General features: G+C 39.7%; 20 protein-coding genes and 1 pseudogene. 9 read left to right on the plus strand and 12 right to left on the minus strand.

All coding sequences use genetic code 11. The annotated features are described in order from the left end of the window. Window positions 1-22: 22 nt before the first annotated feature. The 3 genes from glmM to serA all read left to right on the plus strand — a co-directional run bounded on the left by glmM (window position 23) and on the right by serA (window position 3,510). Window positions 23-1,357, plus strand: coding sequence for a phosphoglucosamine mutase (gene glmM / locus NYR63_RS07685; protein WP_279457010.1), 1,335 nt, complete (start codon window positions 23-25; stop codon window positions 1,355-1,357). Window positions 1,358-1,491: 134 nt separating this feature from the next. Then, the gene (rpiA, locus tag NYR63_RS07690) at window positions 1,492-2,151 is read left to right on the plus strand and encodes a ribose-5-phosphate isomerase RpiA (protein WP_279457011.1); all 660 of its coding nucleotides are present in this window, start codon (window positions 1,492-1,494) and stop codon (window positions 2,149-2,151) included. Between the two features lie 129 nt (window positions 2,152-2,280). Next, window positions 2,281-3,510, plus strand: a complete 1,230-nt coding sequence (gene serA / locus NYR63_RS07695) for a phosphoglycerate dehydrogenase (protein ID WP_279457012.1) — start codon at window positions 2,281-2,283, stop codon at window positions 3,508-3,510. 75 nt (window positions 3,511-3,585) lie between these two features. Here the strand turns inward: serA and znuA are convergent, their stop codons facing one another. Continuing rightward, complete coding sequence (gene znuA, locus NYR63_RS07700) at window positions 3,586-4,563, minus strand: zinc ABC transporter substrate-binding protein ZnuA (RefSeq protein ID WP_279457013.1); 978 nt, start codon at window positions 4,561-4,563, stop codon at window positions 3,586-3,588. Between the two features lie 144 nt (window positions 4,564-4,707). Here znuA and ubiD point away from each other — a divergent pair, with 144 nt between their 5' ends. Then, the gene (ubiD, locus tag NYR63_RS07705) at window positions 4,708-6,171 is read left to right on the plus strand and encodes a 4-hydroxy-3-polyprenylbenzoate decarboxylase (protein WP_279457014.1); all 1,464 of its coding nucleotides are present in this window, start codon (window positions 4,708-4,710) and stop codon (window positions 6,169-6,171) included. Between the two features lie 148 nt (window positions 6,172-6,319). After that, window positions 6,320-6,841, plus strand: coding sequence for an isoprenylcysteine carboxyl methyltransferase family protein (locus tag NYR63_RS07710; protein ID WP_279457015.1), 522 nt, complete (start codon window positions 6,320-6,322; stop codon window positions 6,839-6,841). 92 nt (window positions 6,842-6,933) lie between these two features. Here the strand turns inward: NYR63_RS07710 and NYR63_RS07715 are convergent, their stop codons facing one another. The 5 genes from NYR63_RS07715 to NYR63_RS07735 all read right to left on the minus strand — a co-directional run bounded on the left by NYR63_RS07715 (window position 6,934) and on the right by NYR63_RS07735 (window position 10,800). Then, window positions 6,934-7,848 (minus strand): reverse transcriptase family protein, encoded by a 915-nt coding sequence (locus NYR63_RS07715; protein ID WP_279457016.1) that lies wholly within the window; start codon window positions 7,846-7,848, stop codon window positions 6,934-6,936. A 22-nt stretch (window positions 7,849-7,870) separates the two neighbouring features. Beyond that, on the minus strand, window positions 7,871-8,158 hold the full coding sequence (locus NYR63_RS07720; RefSeq protein WP_279437135.1) for a helix-turn-helix domain-containing protein: 288 nt from the start codon (window positions 8,156-8,158) through the stop codon (window positions 7,871-7,873). Between the two features lie 46 nt (window positions 8,159-8,204). Continuing rightward, the gene (locus tag NYR63_RS07725; RefSeq protein WP_279437136.1) at window positions 8,205-8,432 is read right to left on the minus strand and encodes a hypothetical protein; all 228 of its coding nucleotides are present in this window, start codon (window positions 8,430-8,432) and stop codon (window positions 8,205-8,207) included. 326 nt (window positions 8,433-8,758) lie between these two features. Then, entirely contained in the window at window positions 8,759-9,610 is an 852-nt protein-coding gene (locus tag NYR63_RS07730; RefSeq protein ID WP_279457017.1) for a Fic family protein, read from the minus strand. Window positions 9,611-9,723: 113 nt separating this feature from the next. Next, window positions 9,724-10,800, minus strand: coding sequence for an RsiV family protein (locus NYR63_RS07735; RefSeq protein WP_279457018.1), 1,077 nt, complete (start codon window positions 10,798-10,800; stop codon window positions 9,724-9,726). 401 nt (window positions 10,801-11,201) lie between these two features. On the opposite strand from NYR63_RS07735, the gene rne reads away from it, so the two are divergent. After that, a complete protein-coding gene (gene rne, locus NYR63_RS07740; RefSeq protein WP_279457019.1) occupies window positions 11,202-14,186 on the plus strand; it encodes a ribonuclease E in 2,985 nt (994 codons plus the stop codon). A gap of 162 nt (window positions 14,187-14,348) precedes the next feature. Then, complete coding sequence (locus NYR63_RS07745; RefSeq protein WP_279457020.1) at window positions 14,349-14,861, plus strand: histone H1 family protein; 513 nt, start codon at window positions 14,349-14,351, stop codon at window positions 14,859-14,861. Between the two features lie 122 nt (window positions 14,862-14,983). Here NYR63_RS07745 and NYR63_RS07750 read toward each other — a convergent pair whose 3' ends face one another. The 6 genes and pseudogenes from NYR63_RS07750 to NYR63_RS07775 form a co-directional block, all read right to left on the minus strand. Next, window positions 14,984-17,848, minus strand: a complete 2,865-nt coding sequence (locus NYR63_RS07750) for a valine--tRNA ligase (protein WP_279457021.1) — start codon at window positions 17,846-17,848, stop codon at window positions 14,984-14,986. Then, window positions 17,849-18,529, minus strand: a complete 681-nt coding sequence (locus tag NYR63_RS07755) for a RelA/SpoT domain-containing protein (RefSeq protein ID WP_279457022.1) — start codon at window positions 18,527-18,529, stop codon at window positions 17,849-17,851. It abuts the gene before it with no gap. After that, the gene (locus NYR63_RS07760; protein WP_279457023.1) at window positions 18,522-19,601 is read right to left on the minus strand and encodes a ParA family protein; all 1,080 of its coding nucleotides are present in this window, start codon (window positions 19,599-19,601) and stop codon (window positions 18,522-18,524) included. The genes NYR63_RS07755 and NYR63_RS07760 overlap by 8 nt, the downstream gene beginning before the upstream one ends. Before the next feature lie 57 nt (window positions 19,602-19,658). Further along, window positions 19,659-19,838: pseudogene (locus NYR63_RS07765) on the minus strand (hypothetical protein); the annotation flags it as partial. 318 nt (window positions 19,839-20,156) lie between these two features. Beyond that, window positions 20,157-20,579 (minus strand): GNAT family N-acetyltransferase, encoded by a 423-nt coding sequence (locus NYR63_RS07770; protein ID WP_279457025.1) that lies wholly within the window; start codon window positions 20,577-20,579, stop codon window positions 20,157-20,159. Then, window positions 20,580-21,017: a DNA polymerase III subunit chi gene (locus NYR63_RS07775; protein ID WP_279457026.1), complete on the minus strand. Its 438-nt coding sequence runs from the start codon at window positions 21,015-21,017 to the stop codon at window positions 20,580-20,582. A 318-nt stretch (window positions 21,018-21,335) separates the two neighbouring features. On the opposite strand from NYR63_RS07775, the gene lysM reads away from it, so the two are divergent. Both lysM and tig read left to right on the plus strand, forming a co-directional pair. Continuing rightward, window positions 21,336-21,779 carry a peptidoglycan-binding protein LysM gene (gene lysM / locus NYR63_RS07780; RefSeq protein ID WP_126375176.1) on the plus strand — a complete coding sequence of 148 codons (444 nt, stop codon included), beginning with the start codon at window positions 21,336-21,338 and terminating at the stop codon, window positions 21,777-21,779. A gap of 211 nt (window positions 21,780-21,990) precedes the next feature. Continuing rightward, window positions 21,991-23,292, plus strand: a complete 1,302-nt coding sequence (tig, locus tag NYR63_RS07785; RefSeq protein WP_237592679.1) for a trigger factor — start codon at window positions 21,991-21,993, stop codon at window positions 23,290-23,292. Window positions 23,293-23,373: the final 81 nt, after the last annotated feature.

A 23,373-nucleotide genomic window follows, 5' to 3' on the forward strand; every position in this document is an offset into this window, starting at 1 on the left:
TCTCTTTTTTAAGGATATAACAATGGCAGAACGTAAATATTTCGGTACGGACGGCGTACGAGGCAAAGTAGGACAATTTCCTATTACTCCCGATTTTGCATTAAAACTCGGTTGGGCGGCAGGTAAAATTTTGGCAACCCAAGGTACTAAACAAGTGCTAATCGGTAAAGATACGCGTATTTCAGGTTATATGTTGGAATCGGCATTAGAAGCGGGGCTTGCGGCGGCAGGTCTTTCCGCCGCATTTGTCGGTCCAATGCCGACTCCCGCAATCGCATATCTTACGCGTACTTTCCGTGCCGAAGCGGGTATTGTGATTTCCGCATCACATAACCCATATTACGATAATGGCATTAAATTCTTCTCAAGTGTCGGGGAAAAATTACCGGACGAAGTGGAAGAAGCAATCGAAGCGTTGTTAGATCAACCGATGGATTGCGTTGAATCTGCGCAATTAGGTAAAGCTATGCGCATTAATGACGCAGCCGGTCGTTATATCGAATTCTGTAAAGGAACATTCCCGGCAAATGCCAGCCTGAAAGGTTATAAAATCGTGGTGGACTGTGCAAACGGCGCAACTTACCACATCGCACCGAACGTAATGCGTGAACTTGGTGCGGAAGTGATTGAAATCGGTACCAAGCCGGACGGTTTAAATATCAATGAAAAATGCGGTGCAACCGATATTAAAGCGTTACAAAAAGTAGTGGTTGAATCAGGTGCGGATGTCGGGCTTGCTTATGATGGTGATGGCGACCGCATTATGATGGTGGATCATTTAGGTAATAAAGTGGACGGCGACCAGATCCTATTTATTATTGCGCGTGAAGCATTACGTTCGGGCAAATTACACGGTGGCGTAGTCGGTACGTTAATGAGTAATATGGGCTTAGAAGTAGCGTTGAAACACTTAGCGATTCCATTTACTCGTGCGAATGTCGGCGACCGTTACGTACTCGAACAATTAAAAGAAAAAGGCTGGAAATTGGGTGGCGAAAACTCAGGTCACATTATCGTGTTAGATAAAAACACCACCGGTGACGGTATTATCGCCTCACTTGAAGTGTTGGCCGCAATGGAAGCGCATAAAATGAGCTTAAATGACTTAGCGCGCGCCGTACCATTATTCCCACAAGTGTTAATTAATGTACGTTTTGAAGGCGGCAAAAATCCGTTAGAAAGCGATGCGGTAAAAGCGGTTGCGGCAGATGTAGAAAAACGTTTGGCTGGCAAAGGACGTATTCTTCTCCGTAAGTCAGGCACAGAGCCGTTAATTCGTGTGATGGTGGAATGTGAAGACGGTGTATTAGCGCAAAGCTGTGCGGAAGAAATCGTTGCAGCGGTAAAAAATAACTAACTAATGACAAGCGGTCGAATTTTTGCAAAAATTTGCGGAAATTCGACCGCTTTTATTTATGGTAAATCGGTTTGTTACTGATAATATTTCAAGTGTTCATTTTAAAATAAAACTAATATAAAAAAGGATTGATTATGACCCAACAAGAAATGAAAAAAATTGCCGCGCAAGCCGCACTTAAATTTGTAAAGCCGGATACTATCGTGGGTGTCGGTAGCGGTTCTACGGTAAACTGTTTTATTGATGCGTTAGCCTCAATGAAAGATGATATTAAAGGTGCGGTAGCCGCTTCAAAAGCTTCCGAAGAACGTTTACGCGCTATCGGTATTGAAGTATTTAGTGCAAATGAAGTGACTGAATTAGACGTTTATATTGACGGTGCGGATGAAATCACTCCGCAAGGTGCGATGATTAAAGGCGGTGGTGCAGCACTAACCCGAGAGAAAATCGTTAGCTCGCTGGCGAAAAAATTTGTTTGTATCGTGGATAGCTCAAAACAAGTGGATGTACTAGGCACAACCTTCCCGTTACCGGTAGAAGTAATCCCAATGGCACGTTCATATGTCGCTCGCCAGTTAGTCGCTTTAGGCGGTTCGCCGGAATACCGTGAAGGCGTAGTGACCGATAACGGCAATGTAATTTTAGACGTACATAATTTCCATATCCTTGAACCGCTCAAAATGGAACATACCATCAATAATATTGCCGGTGTCGTCACGAACGGTATCTTTGCACAACGTTATGCAAACGTAACCATTATCGGTACACCGGAAGGCGCAAAAATTATTGAATAAGTCAATAAAACACACGAAATATTTTCGCAATTGATTATGATGATCTCTTCTATCAAATTCAAAAATTTTTCGTGTGTTTCTTTTTGTAAAATGGTAAAACAATAAAAACAAACACAACAAGGATCCAGTATGGCAGTTCAAATTGATAAATCAAAAATTAAATTTCTGTTACTTGAAGGCGTACATCAAAATGCGTTAGACGTGTTGCAAGCGGCAGGTTATACCAATATTGAATATCATAAAAAAGCATTAGACGGCGATGATTTGATTAACGCAATCAAAGATGCACACTTTGTCGGTTTACGTTCTCGTACTTACCTCACCAAAGAGGTGCTCTCTCATGCCAAAAATCTAGTATCAATCGGCTGTTTCTGTATCGGTACTAACCAAGTTGATTTAAAAGAAGCGAAACGTCTCGGTATTCCGGTATTTAATGCACCGTTTTCAAATACACGTTCGGTAGCGGAATTAGTGTTAGCGGAAATTATTCTTTTGATGCGTCAAGTGCCGAAAGCGAATGCCGAAGTACATCGCGGTGTGTGGAACAAATCGGCTGCCGGCTCAAACGAAGTACGTGGTAAAAAATTAGGGATTGTCGGTTACGGTCATATCGGCTCGCAATTAAGCGTAATGGCGGAATCTATCGGTATGCAAGTTTATTTCTATGATATTGAAAATAAACTACCGTTAGGTAATGCACAGCAAGTAACAAGTTTAGACGAATTACTTGCCAGTTGCGATGCGATTTCTTTACATGTCCCAGAAAATGCTTCGACTAAAAATTTAATGAATGCGGCACGTATTGCACAATTAAAATATGATTCCGTATTAATTAATGCGGCACGTGGTACGGTAGTGGATATTGATGCGTTAGCAGAGCGTTTAGCGCAAGGCACTTTACGTGGTGCGGCGATTGACGTATTCCCGGAAGAGCCGGCGTCCATCAATGATCCGTTCGAATCGCCGTTATGCCAATTCGATAATGTAATTTTAACTCCGCATATCGGTGGTTCAACCGCTGAAGCGCAAGCGAATATCGGTACCGAAGTAGCAAGTAAATTCGTGAAATATGCGGATAACGGTTCTACCCTTTCTGCGGTTAATTTCCCGGAAGTATCGTTACCGATTCTGCATAGTAATGCGAAACGCTTGTTACATATTCATGAAAACCGCCCGGGTATTTTGAATAAGATCAACCAAGTGTTCGTAGATGGTAACGTGAATATTGCCGGTCAGTATCTACAAACGGATCCGAATATCGGTTATGTGGTCATTGATGTGGAATTGGACGATGCAAGCGAAGCGTTAGAACGCTTGCAACAAATTGACGGCACTATTAAAGCCCGTGTGATTTCATAATATTTATATCAAATAGCAAGCGGTGGAATTTGCAGAAAACTTTGCAAATTCCACCGCTTGTTTTTTATCTGCCGATTATTTCAAGCACTGGCTGAATTCATCGGCAATCGCTTGTAAGAATTGCGGATAAGCGGTTTGGCTTAATTCGATTTTCGCACCGAGCGGATCTAATTGTCCGACTTTAACTTGCGTACCTTTACTGAGACTTTCAATCACTTTCGGGGTAAATTGAGGTTCGGCAAATAAACATTGCGCTTTATGAGCCGCAACATTTTTCTTAATTACGCTTAACGTTTTCGCCCCCGGTGCTACGCTCGGGTTAATCGTAAACGAACCTAATGAGGTTAATCCGTAAGCACGTTCAAAATAGCCGTAAGCATCATGGAAAGTATAATAACCTTTACCTTTTACCGCCGCTAATTGATTGCGAATTTGTTCGTTTTTAGCGGTTAAATTTGCTTTAAATGTTGCAAGATTTTCCGCAATTTTCGCTTTTTGTTCCGGTAATTGTGCGCTTAGACGTGCTGCGATTTGTTCCGCTGCGGCAAGGCTTGCTTCCGGCGAGAACCAGATATGCCAATCTTTATCATGATTATGACCTTCGTGATCATGGTGATCATGACCGTTATGTGCCTCATGTTTATGATCATGTTCGTGTTCGTGCTTATGGTCGTGATCATGTTCATGTTTTTCATCGTCATCATGATCATCGTGTTTTTCCGTTGCATCGACAATCGCTTTAATTGCCGGCACATCATCTAAACTGAGCACTTTCTCTTTCGGTAATTTATCGATACTTTTTTCTAAAAACGTTTCTAAATCTTCACCGACCCAAACGACAAGTTGTGCGGATTTTAACTGTTCTACGTCAGACGGTTTTAAACTGTAATCGTGTGGAGAAGCAGTCACCGGCAATAATACTTTGCTTTCCGTTACTCCTTCCGTAATTGCACTTGCGATAAAACCTAGCGGTTTGATCGTAGTAAGTACATCGGCATTCGCGACTGCGGTTGCGCCTAGCATAGCTAATGCTAAAGCAGTTTTCTTAAACATAGTATTCTCCTATTGGGCTAAAGTGGGGCGATTCTATCAAACTTCTATAAAATTTCCATATAAATTTCATAATTTTTTTATGGGTATTTTTCATTGATTGTTTTCTATATACTAGCGGTCGAATTTTTCTGATTTTTTACCAATATGAAATACAAAGATTTACGTGAATTTTTAGCACAACTAGAAAGCCAAGGCGAATTAGTGCGAGTCAAACAAGAGATCGACCCTTATCTCGAAATGACAGAAATTGCAGACCGTACTTTACGTAAAGGCGGACCGGCGATTTTATTTGAAAACCCGAAAGGCTACCGAATGCCGGTACTGTGTAATTTATTCGGCACACCGAAACGTGTCGCATTAGGGATGGGGCAAGAAGATACACACGCCTTACGAGAACTCGGCAAATTATTAGCCTTTCTGAAAGAACCTGAACCGCCGAAAGGTTTTAAAGAACTTATCGGGCAACTGCCGCAATGGAAACAAGTGCTGAATATGCCAAGTAAGGTATTGGGTAAAGCGGATTGCCAACAAATGGTATTGAGCGGTGATGACGTTGATTTGTATAAATTGCCGATTATGCACTGCCATGAAGGTGATGTTGCACCGCTTGTTACTTGGGGATTAACCATTACTCAAGGGCCTTATAAAAAACGCCAAAACCTAGGGATTTACCGCCAACAGCTGATTGGTAAAAACAAGCTAATTATGCGTTGGTTATCGCATCGTGGCGGTGCGTTGGATTTTCACGAATGGAAGGAAGCCAATCCGGATAAACCGTTTCCGGTTTCGGTGGCTATCGGTGCTGATCCGGCAACCATTTTAGCGGCGGTTACACCGATTCCCGATACTTTATCGGAATATGCGTTCGCTGGTTTATTACGAGGTCAGAAAACCGAGGTAACCAAGTCCATTAGTAATGATTTGGAAGTACCGGCAAGTGCGGAAATTGTGTTGGAGGGTTATATCGACCCGAATGAAACGGCATTGGAAGGCCCATACGGCGATCATACCGGCTATTACAATGAACAAGAATATTTTCCGGTATTTACCGTGACGCATATCACGATGCGTCGTGATGCGATTTATCACTCGACTTACACCGGTCGTCCGCCGGATGAACCGGCAGTTCTCGGTGAAGCGTTAAACGAAGTGTTTATTCCGATTTTGCAAAAGCAATTTCCGGAAATTGTAGATTTCTATTTGCCGCCGGAAGGTTGTTCCTACCGCCTTGCGGTGGTAACGATTAAAAAACAATACGCAGGCCATGCAAAACGGGTGATGATGGGCGTTTGGTCGTTTCTCCGCCAATTTATGTACACCAAATTTGTGATTGTCTGTGATGACGATGTAAACGCCAGAGATTGGAAAGACGTGATTTGGGCGATTACTACACGTTGTGACCCGAGCCGAGATACCACCTTGATTGATCATACACCGATTGATTATTTGGATTTCGCTTCACCGATTGCAGGCTTGGGCTCAAAAATGGGGATTGATGCAACCAATAAATGGCCGGGCGAAACCAACCGTGAATGGGGTACACCAATTAAAAAAGATCCGAATGTCGTTAAACGTGTTGATGAAATTTGGGAGCAATTAGGACTATAACTTTAACAATACGGTGAAAAGTTTGCTGAGAATTACAAGAGCAAGCGGTTAAATTTTCTTAAAGATTTACCAATATAAAAACAGCTTATTTCAGCAACTTTCGCCGTATTTAATTTTATTTTTATTACTTTTCATTAAAGGAGAACTTATGTTATTGGTAAACCTTACCTTTGTTAGCTTTTTTATTATCCGCTTGTATAGCTTGAGTATTTCGATTAGAAATGAGAAGGAGCTTATCCAAAAAGGTGCTACGCAACACGGCAGTAAAAATTCAAAGCTGTTATCTATTGTGCATGTTCTGTTCTATTTTTCCGCATTATTTGAAGCGAATTATTTTGCACACCATTGGGATTATCTCAGCACGATCGGTACAATTACTGTACTTTTAGCCTATATTGCGCTCTTTTGGGTAATCAATGAATTAAAAGAAATTTGGACGGTGAAACTCTATATTTTACCGAACCACCAAATTAACACTTCTACGTTATTCAGAACGATTAAACACCCTAACTATTTCCTCAATATCATTCCGGAACTGATTGGTGTGGTGCTACTTTGTCATGCGTGGAACACCTTGATGTATTTATTCCCTGTTTACCTCGTTGTGTTAGGTATTCGTATTTATCAAGAAGAAAAAGTGATGAAGCCGTTATTTGAGCAAGTTAAATAAGCAATAAATAACAAGCGGTTAAATTTGCAAAATTTTCTGCAAATTTAACCGCTTTATTTATAATCTATAAAGATTTCAATAAAATATTTCTATTATAAATTTTTAGGAGGAATTTTTTGCAACCTAGCTTTTAATTTTTTACCATCTTTAGGATGAATTCTTGCTAAATTATTAACTCTACCTAATGTGCTTTTATATAGTTTTTCGTATGTTACATTTTTAGATCTTTGTTCATACTCTTTTTCACATTGATAAACCGCCGCTTTTATATTGTCTCGCACCTTTTTAGATAAGGTTACTGATCTTCTATTTACATTTATACCATGTATCTCCTGCCTATCATTTTTAGGCATAATCCTATGTTTTTTACGATTTAGTTTTACACCTATCAATTTCAGCATACTATGAATATCTGCAATAATTTCTGTTTTTTCAGAACGTGAAAATGGACGCTTAGCTGATATGGAAATATCATCTACATAACGGGTATATGTAAACCCCTGAATTTCTAATTTTTTTACCAATTCACTTTCTGCCTTAAATAAAACTAAATTGCAGATATAACTACTTGGTATTGCACCTTGAGCCAAAAAGCCTTTATAAGTAATTAAATCAGCTAAAAATTCTGATATATCTTTTGGAAAATGAAAAACACTTTTCCATACAGAAATAACAATATCTTTACTGATACTAGGAAAGAAATTTTTTACATCCTCAGTAATAATATTTTGACTATTTAGATGAATTTCAGCATCTTTAATGTAATCCTTTCCTTTTAACGAACCTTGTAAGTAATCTGGATAGATAACTTTCTCAAGAAAAATTCTTTTTATTTTTTTATGTATTTTTTTAAGTGATGGTTTTACATCAAACGTATATCTTTTACTTCCATCTTTTTTAGTTTCTATTTTTGAAATAAAAAACATATTATCTGAATTTTTCCTGATATTTTCTAATTCAGATAATTCTATCCCTAGAAGATCAGATAGTGTTAATAAACTACTCACAGGTTGGTAAGGATATATTGGCTTATTCAGGTTTGGACTCCATCAAAGATAACGCTAGATGAGATAATTTTTCCGCTAATTCTAAAGAAATTCCTTCCTGTTCTGTAGAATCTGAAGCTAAAAAAATCAAAATACTTGGTGGGATCTGCAATGCTTTACAAATTGCATTTATAGCAGATAAATTTGGCTCACGTTTTCCTTGTTCTAATAAGGTCAAATATGAAATGGAAAGATCAGAATCTTTAGCTAGCTGAGTTTTAGTTATGCCTTTTTGATTACGACACAATGTTATTGCTTTTCCAATATTCATCACACTTACCTTAAAGAAAAAAGAATAACCTGTTACTAACGACACATTATTCTGTAAAATATAAAAAAAGCTTAGCAAGCCAAGGTAGAACATCTAATGCTTTACCAATCAAATCTAAAATTTGATCATTTGAACTTAATTGTGCCTTTTGTAATTCCTGAATTACAGAATCTAGTCTTTGTCGTTGGCTGTTATCCATCACATCATGCTGTTCCATTTGTAGTTGTTTTAAAACTTTAATGGATTCTTCTAAAACCAATGATTTTTTGTTCATTTTTTAACCTTTATTATCTAACAGTGCGACATTGCACCAGTTGTCAAAACAATGTTGAACTGAATAGAAATGGGATGGATAACACAGGTTACTCATTGTCTTCGGATAACGAAGTTATCCGTACCAGTTGTTTTAAGCTGTATCAGTTCTTAATCAAACTTAATACTTAGGTGGCTTAGTTGCTTAGCATCTACTGGAAATATGGTTATAAATAACCGACTCATGAGAGCCACTGTCATAGTTCAACTTCAGGTTAAAATTTTAGAAGAAACATCAGGAGGGAACCTCCTGTCAGATGAGATAATAGCACTTGTATTTATACTAAATCAATATTTTTTTGACTCTAAGTCAAAAATTATTCTTTCTTTGTTTATGTGCAATAATCGATTACTCAGTTCATTTTTTTCTTCAAGCAATAAATTGCGGATAAAACGTACGAGAAACTCCGTGTTTTCATAGATGCCTTTAGCGAGATTATTATAGTTTGCTCGTACCAATGCATTACGGAAATACCACGCATTTTCGGCAAAAATATCATTGGTTGCATTGAAGCCCAAAGTGTGAAGATATTTGATAAAGAATACGGCGGTAGTTCTGGTATTTCCTTCTTCAAAGCAGTGAATTTGCCATAGTTGTGCGATAAATTGCGCTAAATGTTCGATAACTTGGTCAATTGATAGCCCTTTATAGCTGAATTTACGTTCTTGGGCTAAATCGTATTCTAAAGTTGCCAACAATTCGGAAGCCATGCCGTAAGTCACGGTTGCACCGTCTAGTACCCACTCTTTTTTTGTAATATTATAAGTTCGTAATTGCCCAGCGTGCGGATAAATACCTTGAAACAGATATTTGTGAATGGCTAAATATTGATTCGCATTGAATGAAAAAGCTGGCTCAGAGAGCAATTTGGCAATACGTACCGAAACTTTATCCGCTTCTTCAGTACGATTTTCAATTTCTTTTGTCGGATTTGCTTGGTAATAACCTTCGATCCACTGTTCTGCCGTTTCAAACGAGATTTCACCTTCAATATGTTTAATCGCCGTTTCTCGTAAATAAGACGACGGTTTTAACCCATCGACATCTTGTAAACCGATAGCGGTTTGCCAAGCATAGCTTTTCTCTAGTTTGGAAGGTTCAAGATGGCGGATATATTCAGCGAAGGGATCTTTGGTCATATCAGGATTCTCATAAGTTTGAATAACGATATTTTAATTAGAACAAGAGTAAAGACAAGCGGTTAAATTTGCAAAATTTTCTGCAAATTTAACCGCTTGTTTATATGGCTTAATTACTCATTTCCAGCCGGAATATGATCCGGGGCTAAATCGTAGCCGTCTTTCGGTTTACGTTGATATTCCGGATTAAGCAACTGATTGATTTCATACCAAGGTACGGTCAAGCTGATTTCACCTTCAGCGAATGGGCCTAACGCATACGGCGGATAAATAAATTTCACCCCGTCATCGGTAAATAAGAAATCTTCCGACACATAAAAGTCTTGTTTAGGGGTAAAAGTTTCACGTTTACCGTTCACATCCGGTGCGCTACGCTGTTCATAATACCCCCACAAAATCGCAGATAACTCCACTTGTTTTGCCGCTGAAAGTAAGTCGTCCAATAAAATAATCCGTTTTTTATTCACATCAATATTAAAATATTTGGTGTGATAATTGTTATGTGCGCCGCCACTGTATTCGTCATAGTTTTGGAAAAAAGTCACAATATTATGGCGTTGTCCTAAATAAATGGTTTCCGCCGTACTGGAAATCGCAAGGATCCCACCTTCTTTTAGCATTGCTAAACTTTCTTGATAATCTCTGTCCAAGGCTGTTTTCAGTTGATTTAACTCGTCACCGGTTATCGCATTGCGATCGATCTTACTGTCGGCATCCGCCGTAACAGGCTGATAGCTGATTAAAATCTGTTTTGCCAATAAGTTATCCAACCATTCAAAGCCGGTTTTGGCAAGGCTGACAAAATAATATTGTTCGGCGGAAAGAATCGCTTGTTCCTGATTAACTTGCGGTTCGAATTTTATGCGTTCCGTTTTAGCAAAAAACGGATAAATTTCAACATCTAGCGCAGGGAAAGTTGCTAATGCAGAATCCGCTTTTTCTGCAATCGGTTGCGGTAAAGCGGTTGATTCTTGCTGAAATTTTGCAACTTGTTCATTTAATTGAGCAATTTTTTGTTCGGCTTGTTGTAATTTCTCGGTTAATGCCCGCGTATTTTTATCATCACAAGCGGAAAGGATAAATACCCCTGAAAACAGTAGCGCAAGTGCCGTTTTGTTCATCATAAACTCCTTAATTAAAGCGGTTAAATTACCTACAAAAATAGCAAAAACACCATAAATTGCAATCATTTTCCCATTTTTTACTCCGCCTAACCTACGATATTTACCTTGCCTATTACGGGGTGAAAATGCGATAATAAAATGCTTTTTTGTCCGGCGAAATTGTCGGACTATTTGTAAAAAATAACGAAAAAAGCACCGCTTGCCAATCAGCAAATACGCAAGTCTAAGTGATTGATTTTGCAGTTCGTTCGAGACAAGAAGAATGAAACGTAAGACAAAAACGTCACCTTGAGCCGGCTTAATTAAAACCTACTTTCGACAGTCGGGAGACTGCCCCTCAAATCCGAGAAGAATACATCGGTATTCTAGGTAATAAAAATGGATTTAACTTTGCGCATTACTGCCATTAAAAGGACGTTTAATTCTGTCGGCAATGTAAAAACAAAAATGAAAAATGAGAAAACACAATGAAAAGAATGTTAATCAATGCGACTCAAAAAGAAGAGTTGCGCGTTGCGCTCGTTGATGGGCAACGTTTATTCGATTTAGATATCGAAAGCCCGGGACACGAACAAAAAAAATCAAATATCTACAAAGGGAAAATCACCCGTGTTGAACCAAGTCTTGAAGCCGCATTCGTAGATTACGGTGCGGAACGTCACGGCTTCCTTCCTTTAAAAGAAATCTCTCGTGAATACTTCCCTGCGGATTATGTATTCAACGGTCGCCCGAATATCAAAGATATTATCAAAGAAGGGCAAGAAGTGATTGTCCAAGTGAGCAAAGAAGAACGCGGTAATAAAGGTGCAGCGCTTACCACTTTCATCTCGCTTGCCGGCAGTTATTTAGTCTTAATGCCGAATAACCCGCGTGCGGGCGGTATTTCTCGTCGTATCGAGGGTGATGAACGCTTAGAATTAAAAGAAGCGTTAGATTGCTTAGACGTGCCGGAAGACGTCGGTTTAATCGTACGTACCGCCGGCGTAGGTAAATCGCCGGAAGAGCTTCAATGGGATTTAAAAGTTTTATTACATCATTGGGACGCAATCAAAAAAGCGGCGGAATCTCGTCCTGCACCATTCTTGATTCATCAAGAAAGTGATGTGATTGTGCGTGCGATTCGTGACTATCTCCGTCGTGACATCGGCGAAATTTTAATCGATAACAAAAAAATCTTCGAAAAAGCGAAAAACCATATTCGTTTAGTGCGTCCGGATTTCATCAATCGTGTACGTTTATACGAAGGTGAAGTACCGTTATTCAGCCATTATCAAATCGAATCGCAAATCGAATCGGCGTTCCAACGTGAAGTACGTTTACCGTCAGGCGGTTCAATCGTTATTGACGTAACTGAAGCATTAACGGCGATTGATATTAACTCGTCACGTTCAACCCGTGGCGGCGATATCGAAGAAACCGCACTAAATACCAACTTAGAAGCAGCAGACGAAATTGCACGTCAATTACGTTTACGTGACTTAGGTGGCTTGATTGTCATCGACTTTATCGATATGACCCCTGTGCGTCATCAACGTGAAGTGGAAAACCGCATCCGTGAAGCGACACGTCAAGACCGTGCGCGTATTCAATTCGGGCGTATTTCACGTTTCGGTTTATTAGAAATGAGCCGTCAGCGTTTAAGTCCTTCATTAAGCGAAGCTTCAAGCCACGTATGCCCTCGTTGTCAAGGTACGGGTAAAGTGCGTGATAACGAATCTATCGCACTTTCGATTTTACGTTTATTGGAAGAAGAGGCGATCAAAGAAAATACCGCACAAGTTCACACTATCGTGCCGGTGCAAATCGCATCTTACTTACTGAATGAAAAACGTAAAGCGATCTCAAGTATCGAAAAACGTCATGATGTACAAGTGGTGGTGGTGCCGAATGAAAGTATGGAAACTCCGCATTTCAGCGTATATCGTTTACGTGAAAGCGAAGTGTTGCCAACGCTTAGTTACGATTTAGCGAAACACTATGAAGTACGTGAAGAAGATAATCAGTCTTTCAATCACGCAAGTCCGGTTGCGGACGAAGCGTTAGTGACACGTAATGAACCGGTGATTACCGTTGAATCCGTCTTACAAAGTACAGAGCTTAACCTTCAACCCGCACCGACTCCAGTAGAACAGGTTAAACCTTCACTACTTAGTCGTTTGGTTGCAAAAGTAAAAAGTTTCTTTGCGCCTGAAGAGAAAGTTGAAGAGAAACCGAAGCCGAAAGCACGTAATCAGCGTGATCGCCGCAATCGCCGTGAACGTCCGAACCGTGCGGAACGTCAAGAACGCAAACAAGCTCAAGCACAACAAGAAGAGCAAAAAGTACAACGTCAGGAACGTAATCAAGAACGTAATGAGACGAAAAAAGTACGCCGTCAAGTGGTTGAAGAAGTTGCCGGTGTACAAGAAGCACAAGTCGAGCAACGTGCGGTTAAAGAGGTAGCTGCAACGGAACGCCGCCAACGTCGTGATTTACGTAAAAAAGTACGTGTAGAGAATGCGGAAAACACAGCTATCGTTGCTCAAGTTGTAGAAGACAAGCTACAAAACGTGGAGAAAATCCAACCGCTTGTTACACAGGATGAACAGCCGGCAGTAGCAAATGAGGAACGTCAAGAGACACGTGAAAACGGTCGTCAGCGCCGTCTTCCTCGTCATCTTCGCGTAGGTAATCAACGTCGCCGTGAAAACAATAATCGTAAAGAGAATGTAGCAGCGGCAATGCCTTTAGCTGCGGCAGTCGCTTCTCCGGAAATGGCAAGCGGTAAGATTTGGGTAAAATTTAGCGAACCGGTTTCAACCAACAAACCGAATAGCAAAACGGAAGAAAAACCTCGTTTCTTATCCGTAGATGAAATGCTTGAACAACAAACGAGCGAAGTTGTAAATGAAGTGATTGTCGAAACAAACCTTGAGGATAATGCAAGTTCTATTGCACCGATTGTCGGTTTTATTAAACAACCTTCCGATCGTGATCTTGTTAAAGAGAACAAAGAGCGTTTACATCATCATATCGAAGAAAGCGAGCAAGCGGATGAGCAATTAGTTGAAAAAGCAATGGCAAAACACGTTGCGCCTTTAGGCGGTTTTGTTTCACAACATTCTGATCGTGATCTTGTTAAAGAAAAGAATGAGCGAGTACAAAAATACCAAGCTCAGGCAACCCAAGCCCCGGCGATTGAAAGTGCTAATCCGCAAGCGATTTGCTTGCCCGTATCCGACTACCAAAGCGAATATAGCTTTAACGGTAAGTTAGGTACGTTCTCTCGCGTTATCCATACAAAAGCGGAAATGACGGTAGCATCCGCACCTGAAAAAGTATTGGAAATGGTTTCCGCAACCGAATGGACTCAATCAAAATACTATTTCTACGGAAAAGGTTTTGGCGGACATTCAAGTGCGGTAAGTCACGTTCATTCTGCACCTCGTGTTGCCAATACGGATAATGAATAATTATTAAAATTATGAATCGAAAGCCAACTGAAATTTCAGTTGGCTTTTTTTTAAGCAAAAAGAAATATTTCCGGAAACTTATTTTATAAACTATGTTCTAAGTATTACGAGCGTGCTTAATTAAAAGTAGGCATCATTCATTTTTTACATAAGGAAACACAAATGAAAAAATCTCTCTTAGCATTAGTATTAGGTGCAACATTAACTTTAGCGGCTTGCGATCAAGCTAACCAAGCAAAAGATGCGGCGGCAACTAAAGTTGAAGAAGCGAAAACCGCAACACAAGATGCAGCAAAAGCAGTAGCTGATAAAGCAACCGAAACAAAAGATGCGGCGGCAGCTAAAATGGAAGAAGCTAAAACTGCAACACAAGACGCGGCAAAAGCAATGGCTGACAAAGCAACTGAAATGAAAGATGCAGCGGCAAATAAAATGGAAGAGGCTAAAACTGCAACACAAGATGCAGCGAAAGCAATGGCTGACAAAGCAACCGAAATGAAAGATGCGGCAGCAAATAAAATGGAAGAAGCGAAAACCGCAACACAAGATGCGGCAAAAGCAATGTCTGATAAAGCAACTGAAATGAAAGATGCGGCGGCAACTAAAGTTGAAGCTGGTGCTGAAGCAGTAAAAGAAAAAGCGGCTGAAGTAAAACAAGCAGTTGAAACCAAATAATTCTTGCTAAGGTATCTCCAAACCAAAGCCAAAAGCCTGCAAAAAATTGCGGGCTTTTCTTTTGGGTATCAATAGCTAAAAAAAGCGGTCAAATTTGACCGCTTTTTGACTATTTATCTCGATTAAAGATTTTCAATCGCTTGGTATTGCGTTTGAAGTTTCTCTAAACCGTTTTGGTACTCTTGCATTTTTTCACGCTCTTTAACAATGACTGCTTCAGGTGCTTTTGCCACAAAGGCTTCGTTGCTGAGTTTGTTTTCAATACGAGTGATTTCACCACGCATTTTCTCGATTTCTTTGGTTAATCGAGCCAACTCTGCTTCTTTGTTGATAAAGCCAGCCATTGGGATTAGCACTTCCACGTTGCCCACTAATTTCGCGACTGAAAGAGGGGCAGTTTCGTCCGTACTTAGCACTTGTACGCTATCTAATTTCGCCATTGCTTTTAACAAGCGGTCATTTTCCGCAAGAATTTTGCGTTGCTCGTCAGATACGTTGCGAACAAGGAATTCTAAGCCTTTGCTTGGTGCAATGTTGCTTTCCGCACGAATGTTACGCACAGCGATGATTAACTCTTTAATCCAGCCGATTTGTGCTTCCGCCGCTTCGTCTAATTTACTTTCGACTACTTTCGGGAACGGTTGTAACATAATGGTATCAGCGTCAATACCCGCAAAACCTTTCACTTTCTGCCAAATTTCTTCGGTGATGAACGGCATAATCGGGTGTGCTAAACGTAATAATTTTTCAAGTACGCGTACGAGCGTTTGGCTTGCACCACGTTTTTGTACTTCAGTACCGTTTGCGAAGACTGGTTTGGTTAGCTCTAAGTACCAGTCACAGAACTCATTCCATGTGAAGTCGTAAATTGCGTTTGCCGCTAAGTCGAAACGATATTGGCTTAATGCGTCACGGAATGTACCAACCGTGCGGTTAAACGCAGATTCAATCCAACGATCCGCTAAACTGTATTCCGCTTCGCCCGGTGATAAATCAAGTTTATCGTTAGTTAATACGAAACGGCTTGCATTCCATAATTTATTACAGAAGTTGCGGTAGCCTTCTAAGCGTTTCATATCCCAGTTGATGTCACGACCGTTGCTTGCTAATGCTGCAAGCGTGAAACGCAATGCGTCTGTACCGTGAGCTGCAATGCCATTCTCAAACTCTTTGCGAGTTGCTTTGGCAATTTTTTCCGCAAGTTGTGGTTGCATCATATTGCCGGTACGTTTTTCGAGTAAATCTTCAAGGGAAATACCGTCAATCATATCAATCGGGTCAAGTACGTTACCCTTCGATTTCGACATTTTTTGACCTTGCTCGTCACGAATCAAACCGGTTACATACACGGTTTTGAACGGAACTTGTGGTTTGCCGTTTTCATCTTTCACAAAGTGCATTGTGAACATAATCATACGCGCAACCCAGAAGAAGATGATGTCGAAACCTGTAATTAACACATCGGTCGGGTGGAACATTTTCAGCTCTTTGGTTTGCTCTGGCCAGCCTAAAGTTGAGAACGTCCATAAACCTGATGAGAACCAAGTGTCTAATACGTCTTCGTCTTGGCGTAATGCAAGATCTGCTGGTAAGTTGTGTTTTTGACGCACTTCTTCTTCGTTGCGTGCTACATACACATTACCTGCTTCGTCATACCATGCAGGAATACGATGTCCCCACCATAATTGACGAGAGATACACCAGTCTTGAATATCACGCATCCAAGAGAAGTAAAGGTTTTCGTATTGTTTCGGTACGAATTGGATTTCGCCGTCTTCCACCGCTTTGGTCGCCACTTCGGCAAGCGGTTTCACACTCACATACCACTGATCGGTGAGCATTGGCTCGATTGGCACTCCACCACGGTCGCCGTAAGGTACTTTCAAATCATGCGGTTTGATTTCATCTAATAAACCTAACGCTTCAAAATCCGCCACTACTTTTTTACGTGCAGCGAAACGCTCTAAGCCTTGATAATCCGCAGGAATTTTGGCTTCGTAAGTCGTTAACGGTTTACCGTCTGTGCCGATAATTTCCGCTTCCGCACGGATATCCGCATTCATCGTCATCACGTTTACCATTGGTAAGCCGTGACGTTTACCTACTTCATAATCGTTGAAGTCGTGTGCTGGAGTAATTTTTACCACACCCGTACCAAACTCACGATCAACGTATTCGTCTGCTACGATTGGAATTTCACGGTTTGCAAGCGGTAATACCACGGTTTTACCGATTAATGATTGATAACGTTCGTCTTCCGGGTGAACCGCTACTGCCGTATCACCAAGTACAGTTTCAGGACGAGTAGTCGCTACCACTAAGTAATCTTTGCCGTCTGCGGTTTTCGCACCGTTTGCTAACGGATAGCGGAAATGCCAAAGCGAACCTTTACTCTCTTTGTTTTCCACTTCTAAATCTGAAATAGCCGTGTGAAGTTTTGGATCCCAGTTTACGAGGCGTTTACCACGATAAATTAAACCTTCTTCGTGTAAACGAACGAATACTTCTTTTACCGCATTCGATAAGCCTTCGTCCATGGTGAAGCGTTCACGATCCCAGTCGATTGAGTTACCCAAACGGCGCATTTGTTGGCTGATTGTGCCGCCTGAATAGGCTTTCCAATCCCAGATTTTGTTGATGAAAGCCTCACGCCCATAATCGTGGCGAGTTTTGCCTTCTTCCGCTGCGATTTTACGTTCCACCACCATTTGGGTTGCGATACCCGCATGGTCTGTACCGGTTTGCCATAGGGTATTATTTCCTTCCATACGATTAAAACGGATTAACGTATCCATTAACGTTTGTTGGAAAGCGTGCCCCATATGCAATGAACCGGTTACATTCGGTGGTGGAATTGCGATACAGTAACTTGGAACGTCAGGATTCTCAGTCGGCTTAAAATAGCCCTGTTCTTCCCAGTGTTTATAAAGTGCTTGTTCTACTGCAGACGCATCGAAACGGTCTGCCATTTGGAGGTTTTGGGTCATTTATTTTTTCTCTATAATATTAAAAATAGAATTTGAAACTTTTACGGAAGCACCAACTATTTTGGAAAATACTTTGAGCAGTTCTTCTACAGCGGGATCTTCCGTTTTTTTAGGATAGTTTATTAGATGATCTATTTCTCCCCATAATTCTTCACATAGTGTTCGAACTTGAATTTCACAAGTAGCCTTACTATTTTTTATATGCTGAAAAACATAGTGAACACTTGTATATGAACTTTCTTTTTGCTGGTAATGAATACCCAAATCTTCAAAAAAATTTCTATATTCAGGATCCCAGCCATATGCCTTAGGTTTTTCATATAAAGCTATTTCATTTGCATTAACTTTTTCCATGAAAAATTGATGAATGAATTGGAATTGTTTATGATGTAAATGAAGTATTCTTATACCATAAATATCTGTAATTAAATGAAAAATATTATCTTTATCTATCGCAGATAACCCTTCTTTTCTCCGTTCCTTATTTTTTCTAGTAATTTTCTCGTCTAAATGAGAATCTTCTTTTTCTCTAGATTTATAGCTATGGACATATTTATTTATCTGAGCATCTGTTTCTATGTAATCTTTTAATTGATTAAATAATATTCTGTGAGGAGCCAAATCATGCTTTGCTTCTTGTGTGATATATTCAATAAGCTCTTCATTTTCAAATTTATTCATCAACGTTCTCCAATCTTCTTATTAGATCACTAGCAAAAGTATGATATTTGTCTCTGATTTCAGATTGATATTCTTTTGTAATTCCTGCTATTCCAGCAGGTAATAACCAGATTGGTTTTTTTTCTTTTTGTGCTGTCTCAGTCCTTGTTGCATGCCCATAAATGATAGAATTATTTCCGATACAAGATTTTATATCATCTTTTGATATAGGTGCATAGCATTCATTAGGAATATATTTTATGATATTTTCTGGTAAGAGTTTAGCCCAGTTATAATGGGCTTGAGCTAGTCGGAGTTCATTCTTTGCATCACTTCTTTTTTGTGCATTATATATAGTGTAACCTAATAGTTTAACAAATCTATTAGGCATATTTTCTTTTTTATTATCTTGTAATAATGCCATCATAGTATCAAATTCTTTTTTCCAGAATTTTAAGGCATTACCAATATTTTTAATTCCGTAGCCAGAAAAAACATCAGCAGAACAAGGAATAATAAAACCATCAGAATTAGAAATGATTATTTTATTTAGTATGCCAAGGCTAGGTGATGTATCTAATAAGATAATGTCGAATCCCATTCTATTGCTATATTCGTTACATATTCTTCTTATAGCAGCAACTACTCTTAATGCTTCGGGTTTTCCAATAAAAGCCCTACTCCATTCTTGAGCTAGCTTATCCTCAAAAGTATGTAATGTTAATCTTCCTGGAATTAAGAATAGATTATCATTTATTTTTATTGGGGGAGATATATTTTGTTCATCAGACTGCCCATCTTCAGTTGGCTTTAGAATATAATGAATACTTCTTGTTTTTAAATGTAAGCGTGAAAATTGCTCGTCACTAAGATTTTTTTTTGCTTCTGAATAATCTTCAATAAAAGAATCTTCTTCATTCCATATTGTTTCTATTTCTTCGTCTTTTAGTGTAAATAAACTTAAGTTGGATTGAGGATCTAAATCAATCATTAAAACTTTTTTATTCATTTCTGATAAAGCATATCCTAAATGATAAGTAAGAGTAGATTTTCCTACCCCACCTTTATTATTAAATATGGCTATAGATTTCATATAAGTCTTCCTTTAATTATGTAAATATATTATGTTAACTGCATTTACTCTTTATAATAATTCAATCGCTTTCCTGCCTGCTTGACTATCTACTGCACGGGGATTTTCAGGACTAATTTGCATTGCGATATGATCTGAATCAATCACAATTTGCACGGTATCTTTATTAAAACCACGCAAAGTTGTTTTCCCCGCACCGTTTGTTCCGCAGTAGAAAATCGCTAAATTATTTTGCATATTCAATCACTTCTTCACGTCCGTCAGGATAATGTCGAACAATATTTCCATTCGGTCGCTGAAACGTTAGCACCTCACGCTTTTTCTTATCGTCCATCCACGCTTTAAATTGAATTTGCAGTTGGCGTTGTTGTTCTCTAATTTGTTCAATTTTGGGTCATTTTCTTTCTCCAAAATTTGTAAAGTTTTACGGAAATTCAACCGCTCTTTTTCCACACACGGCAAGCCGTACGTGGTTAGGATCAGCCTTCGGCTGAGTGAGCCTCGCTGTGGCTCTGTATTTTTCTAATTTCCAGCCCTAATAGGGCTGAATTATGCTTAATTAAAAACCATATCAAGATGAGGAATATTATCTTCTAAATAAATTCCGGAAGTCGCTGCGAACCCAAGGCTTTTATAAAATCCTTGTAAATAACTTTGCGCTTGGATTTTGATTGGTTTTGCGGATTTCTCGGCAAATTCGACCGCTTGTAACATTAATTCACGAGCTAAACCTGCTCCACGATATTCTTTTGCCACCAATACTCGCCCGATTTTTATATAATCTTCGCAAGGGATTATGCGACAGTAAGCGGTCAAATTCTCATTATTCTTTGCAAATAAATGCGTGGCAATCAGATCTAACTCATCCACTTCTTGATAAGGACAATTTTGTTCCACTACAAACACGGCGGTACGTAACTTGTAAATTTCAAACAATTCTCTTGTAGATAATTGTGAAAAGGTTTTGTAATACCACATTTACGCTTGTTCCGTCGTTAATTGCCAACCCAGTTGGCGGTACTGTTTGTAACGCTCGCGTGCCTGTACTTTTTCCGTTTCATTTGCCGGCACGAAATCAATAATCTGATTAAAACTGTTGATAAAATCCGGCACGTCTGTTTGTAACGAAATCAATAAATCTCGGCGTTGTGCATTACGTTTGCCTTTCCATGAAATTTCTATCGGTGTAGCGTATTGCGTTACTTCACCGGAAAGGTTATGCGGTACGAACGAATCGGGATCTCTCGCCCATAAGGCTTCATCAATATTCAAGGCTTGCTGTTCGGTTTCACAGGCGATCAATACCCGTTTACCTAAACGCCACGCATCCGCCGCTAAATCACACGCCATCGCTTCAACTGCAGAAAGCTCTTGCCCGCCGGCTTGATTCAACAGGTAAAATTTAACTTGTTTCACGATTCGCCCTTGCCTGAATAAAATGAATGAAGAAAAATACAAAAGAATGAGATTTTAGCCGAAAATGAAGAAAATTTGAAACGTAAGCGGTCATTTTTACTCAATTTTTTGTAAAACATTTACTGAAAACAACCGCTTATCAAAGATAAGCCGTCAATTTTCTCACTTAACGATTAAAAACTTAATAAGCGGTATTATCCGTAGCGGATTGAACTTATTTTTTAATCATCAATCTAACGCAACGATTCGACTATTTCAATCACCCTATAATGATGTAGAATATAGTCTCCCTTAAACCTAACTTTAGAGGAATTTACCATGGGTTTATTTGATTTTGCAGCCAATATCGGCAAAAAACTTTTCAATAAAGAAGAAGAAGCGTCACAAGCGGTAACAGAACATTTGAATGCGGACAATCCGGGTGTTGAGAATGTGCAAGTAACGGTTGAAAACGGTGTGGCGAATTTGACCGGTATTGCGGCGACTGCGGCAGCGGTAGAAAAAGCGGTATTAATGGCGGGTAACATCGAAGGTATTTCGGAAGTGAAAATCGACGGCGTTCAAATTGCGAACGGCGAAGCGCTTGCCGGTGACGATGAGTTCTACGTGATTCAAAAAGGCGATACTTTATGGGAAATCGCAACCAAAGCGTACGGTAACGGTGCAAAATATAAAGCGATCGTTGAAGCGAACAAAGAAGTAATCAAAGACGAAAATAAAATCTTCCCGGGTCAAAAAATCCGTATTCCTAAAGGTTTATAGTCTTTAAATCGGAAAGATAAGGTAAACCGTATTGATGATAAAAAATCAGTAAAATTTAACCGCTTAACGGATAAATTTTGCTGATTTTTTTTGATTATTTCTTATCAATTGTCCATTATCCGCGCAATATCCCTCGACAGTTCATTGACATAACGTTACAATAAACGTCTATTTCTGTATCTTTTATATACCCCCAACTTGAGGTTTAAGAATGTCAATTTCTATTGAAACTTTAGAAGGCTTACAACGCCGCGTAACTATTACCGTAGCTGCTGATAAAATCGAAGCGGCTTACAAAGAGCAATTAAAAGGCTATGCGAAAAACGCTCGTGTAGACGGTTTCCGTAAAGGTAAAGTACCGCACGCAATTATCGAACAACGTTTTGGTTTAGCGGCTCGCCAAGACGTATTATCCGATGAAATGCAACGTGCGTTCTTTGATGCGGTAATCGCTGAGAAAATTAACCTTGCCGGTCGTCCTACCTTCACACCGAACAACTACCAACCGGGTCAAGAATTCAGCTTCACTGCAACTTTTGAAGTATTCCCTGAAGTTGAATTAAAAGGCTTAGAAAACATCGAAGTTGAAAAACCGGTTGTAGAAATCACAGAAGCTGATTTAGACAAAATGATCGATGTGTTACGTAAACAACAAGCAACTTGGGCTGAATCTCAAGCAGCGGCACAAGCGGAAGACCGTGTTGTAATCGACTTCGTAGGTTCTGTAGACGGTGAAGAGTTTGAAGGCGGTAAAGCGACAGACTTCACTTTAGCAATGGGTCAAGGTCGTATGATCCCTGGTTTTGAAGAAGGTATCGTTGGTCACAAAGCCGGCGAACAATTCGATATCGATGTTACTTTCCCTGAAGAATACCACGCTGAAAACTTAAAAGGTAAAGCGGCGAAATTCGCAATTACACTTAAGAAAGTAGAAAATATCGTATTACCTGAATTAACCGAAGAATTCGTGAAAAAATTCGGTGCGGCGAAAACCGTTGAAGAATTACGTGCGGAAATTAAGAAAAATATGCAACGTGAACTTAAAAACGCAGTAACCGCACGCGTTAAAAACCAAGTAATCAACGGCTTAATCGCACAAAACGATATTGAAGTACCGGCTGCAGCAGTAGCGGAAGAAGTGGACGTATTACGTCGTCAAGCAGTTCAACGCTTCGGCGGTAAACCGGAAATGGCTGCACAATTACCGGCGGAGTTATTCGAAGCGGATGCAAAACGTCGTGTTCAAGTAGGTTTATTACTTTCAACCGTAATCGGTACTAACGAATTAAAAGTTGATGAGAAACGTGTTGAAGAAACGATTGCTGAAATCGCTTCGGCTTACGAACAACCGGCTGAAGTTGTTGCTCACTATGCGAAAAACCGTCAATTAACCGAAAATATCCGTAACGTGGTATTAGAAGAACAAGCGGTTGAAGTAGTGCTTGCGAAAGCGAAAGTAACCGAAAAAGCGGCATCTTTTGACGAAGTAATGGCTCAACAAGCTCAAGGCTAATTCTCAAACATAAAGCTCTCCGGTTTGGAGGGCTTTTAATTAGCATTTTATAAGCGGTTGATTTTAGGAAAAAATTTGCAA

The sequence above is a fragment of the Actinobacillus genomosp. 1 genome (assembly GCF_029774175.1).
Lineage (GTDB): Bacteria > Pseudomonadota > Gammaproteobacteria > Enterobacterales > Pasteurellaceae > Actinobacillus.

Coding starts and splice junctions, on each gene's coding strand:
- NYR63_RS07735 (WP_279457018.1), bottom strand. CDS start 10,800: ATGATTGCAATTTATGGTGTTTTTGCTATTTTTGTAGGTAATTTAACC.
- rne (WP_279457019.1), top strand. CDS start 11,202: ATGAAAAGAATGTTAATCAATGCGACTCAAAAAGAAGAGTTGCGCGTT.
- serA (WP_279457012.1), top strand. CDS start 2,281: ATGGCAGTTCAAATTGATAAATCAAAAATTAAATTTCTGTTACTTGAA.
- NYR63_RS07760 (WP_279457023.1), bottom strand. CDS start 19,601: ATGAAATCTATAGCCATATTTAATAATAAAGGTGGGGTAGGAAAATCT.
- glmM (WP_279457010.1), top strand. CDS start 23: ATGGCAGAACGTAAATATTTCGGTACGGACGGCGTACGAGGCAAAGTA.
- tig (WP_237592679.1), top strand. CDS start 21,991: ATGTCAATTTCTATTGAAACTTTAGAAGGCTTACAACGCCGCGTAACT.
- NYR63_RS07720 (WP_279437135.1), bottom strand. CDS start 8,158: ATGAATATTGGAAAAGCAATAACATTGTGTCGTAATCAAAAAGGCATA.
- NYR63_RS07725 (WP_279437136.1), bottom strand. CDS start 8,432: ATGAACAAAAAATCATTGGTTTTAGAAGAATCCATTAAAGTTTTAAAA.
- NYR63_RS07745 (WP_279457020.1), top strand. CDS start 14,349: ATGAAAAAATCTCTCTTAGCATTAGTATTAGGTGCAACATTAACTTTA.
- ubiD (WP_279457014.1), top strand. CDS start 4,708: ATGAAATACAAAGATTTACGTGAATTTTTAGCACAACTAGAAAGCCAA.
- NYR63_RS07770 (WP_279457025.1), bottom strand. CDS start 20,579: ATGTGGTATTACAAAACCTTTTCACAATTATCTACAAGAGAATTGTTT.
- NYR63_RS07710 (WP_279457015.1), top strand. CDS start 6,320: ATGTTATTGGTAAACCTTACCTTTGTTAGCTTTTTTATTATCCGCTTG.
- znuA (WP_279457013.1), bottom strand. CDS start 4,563: ATGTTTAAGAAAACTGCTTTAGCATTAGCTATGCTAGGCGCAACCGCA.
- NYR63_RS07755 (WP_279457022.1), bottom strand. CDS start 18,529: ATGAATAAATTTGAAAATGAAGAGCTTATTGAATATATCACACAAGAA.
- NYR63_RS07730 (WP_279457017.1), bottom strand. CDS start 9,610: ATGACCAAAGATCCCTTCGCTGAATATATCCGCCATCTTGAACCTTCC.
- lysM (WP_126375176.1), top strand. CDS start 21,336: ATGGGTTTATTTGATTTTGCAGCCAATATCGGCAAAAAACTTTTCAAT.
- rpiA (WP_279457011.1), top strand. CDS start 1,492: ATGACCCAACAAGAAATGAAAAAAATTGCCGCGCAAGCCGCACTTAAA.
- NYR63_RS07750 (WP_279457021.1), bottom strand. CDS start 17,848: ATGACCCAAAACCTCCAAATGGCAGACCGTTTCGATGCGTCTGCAGTA.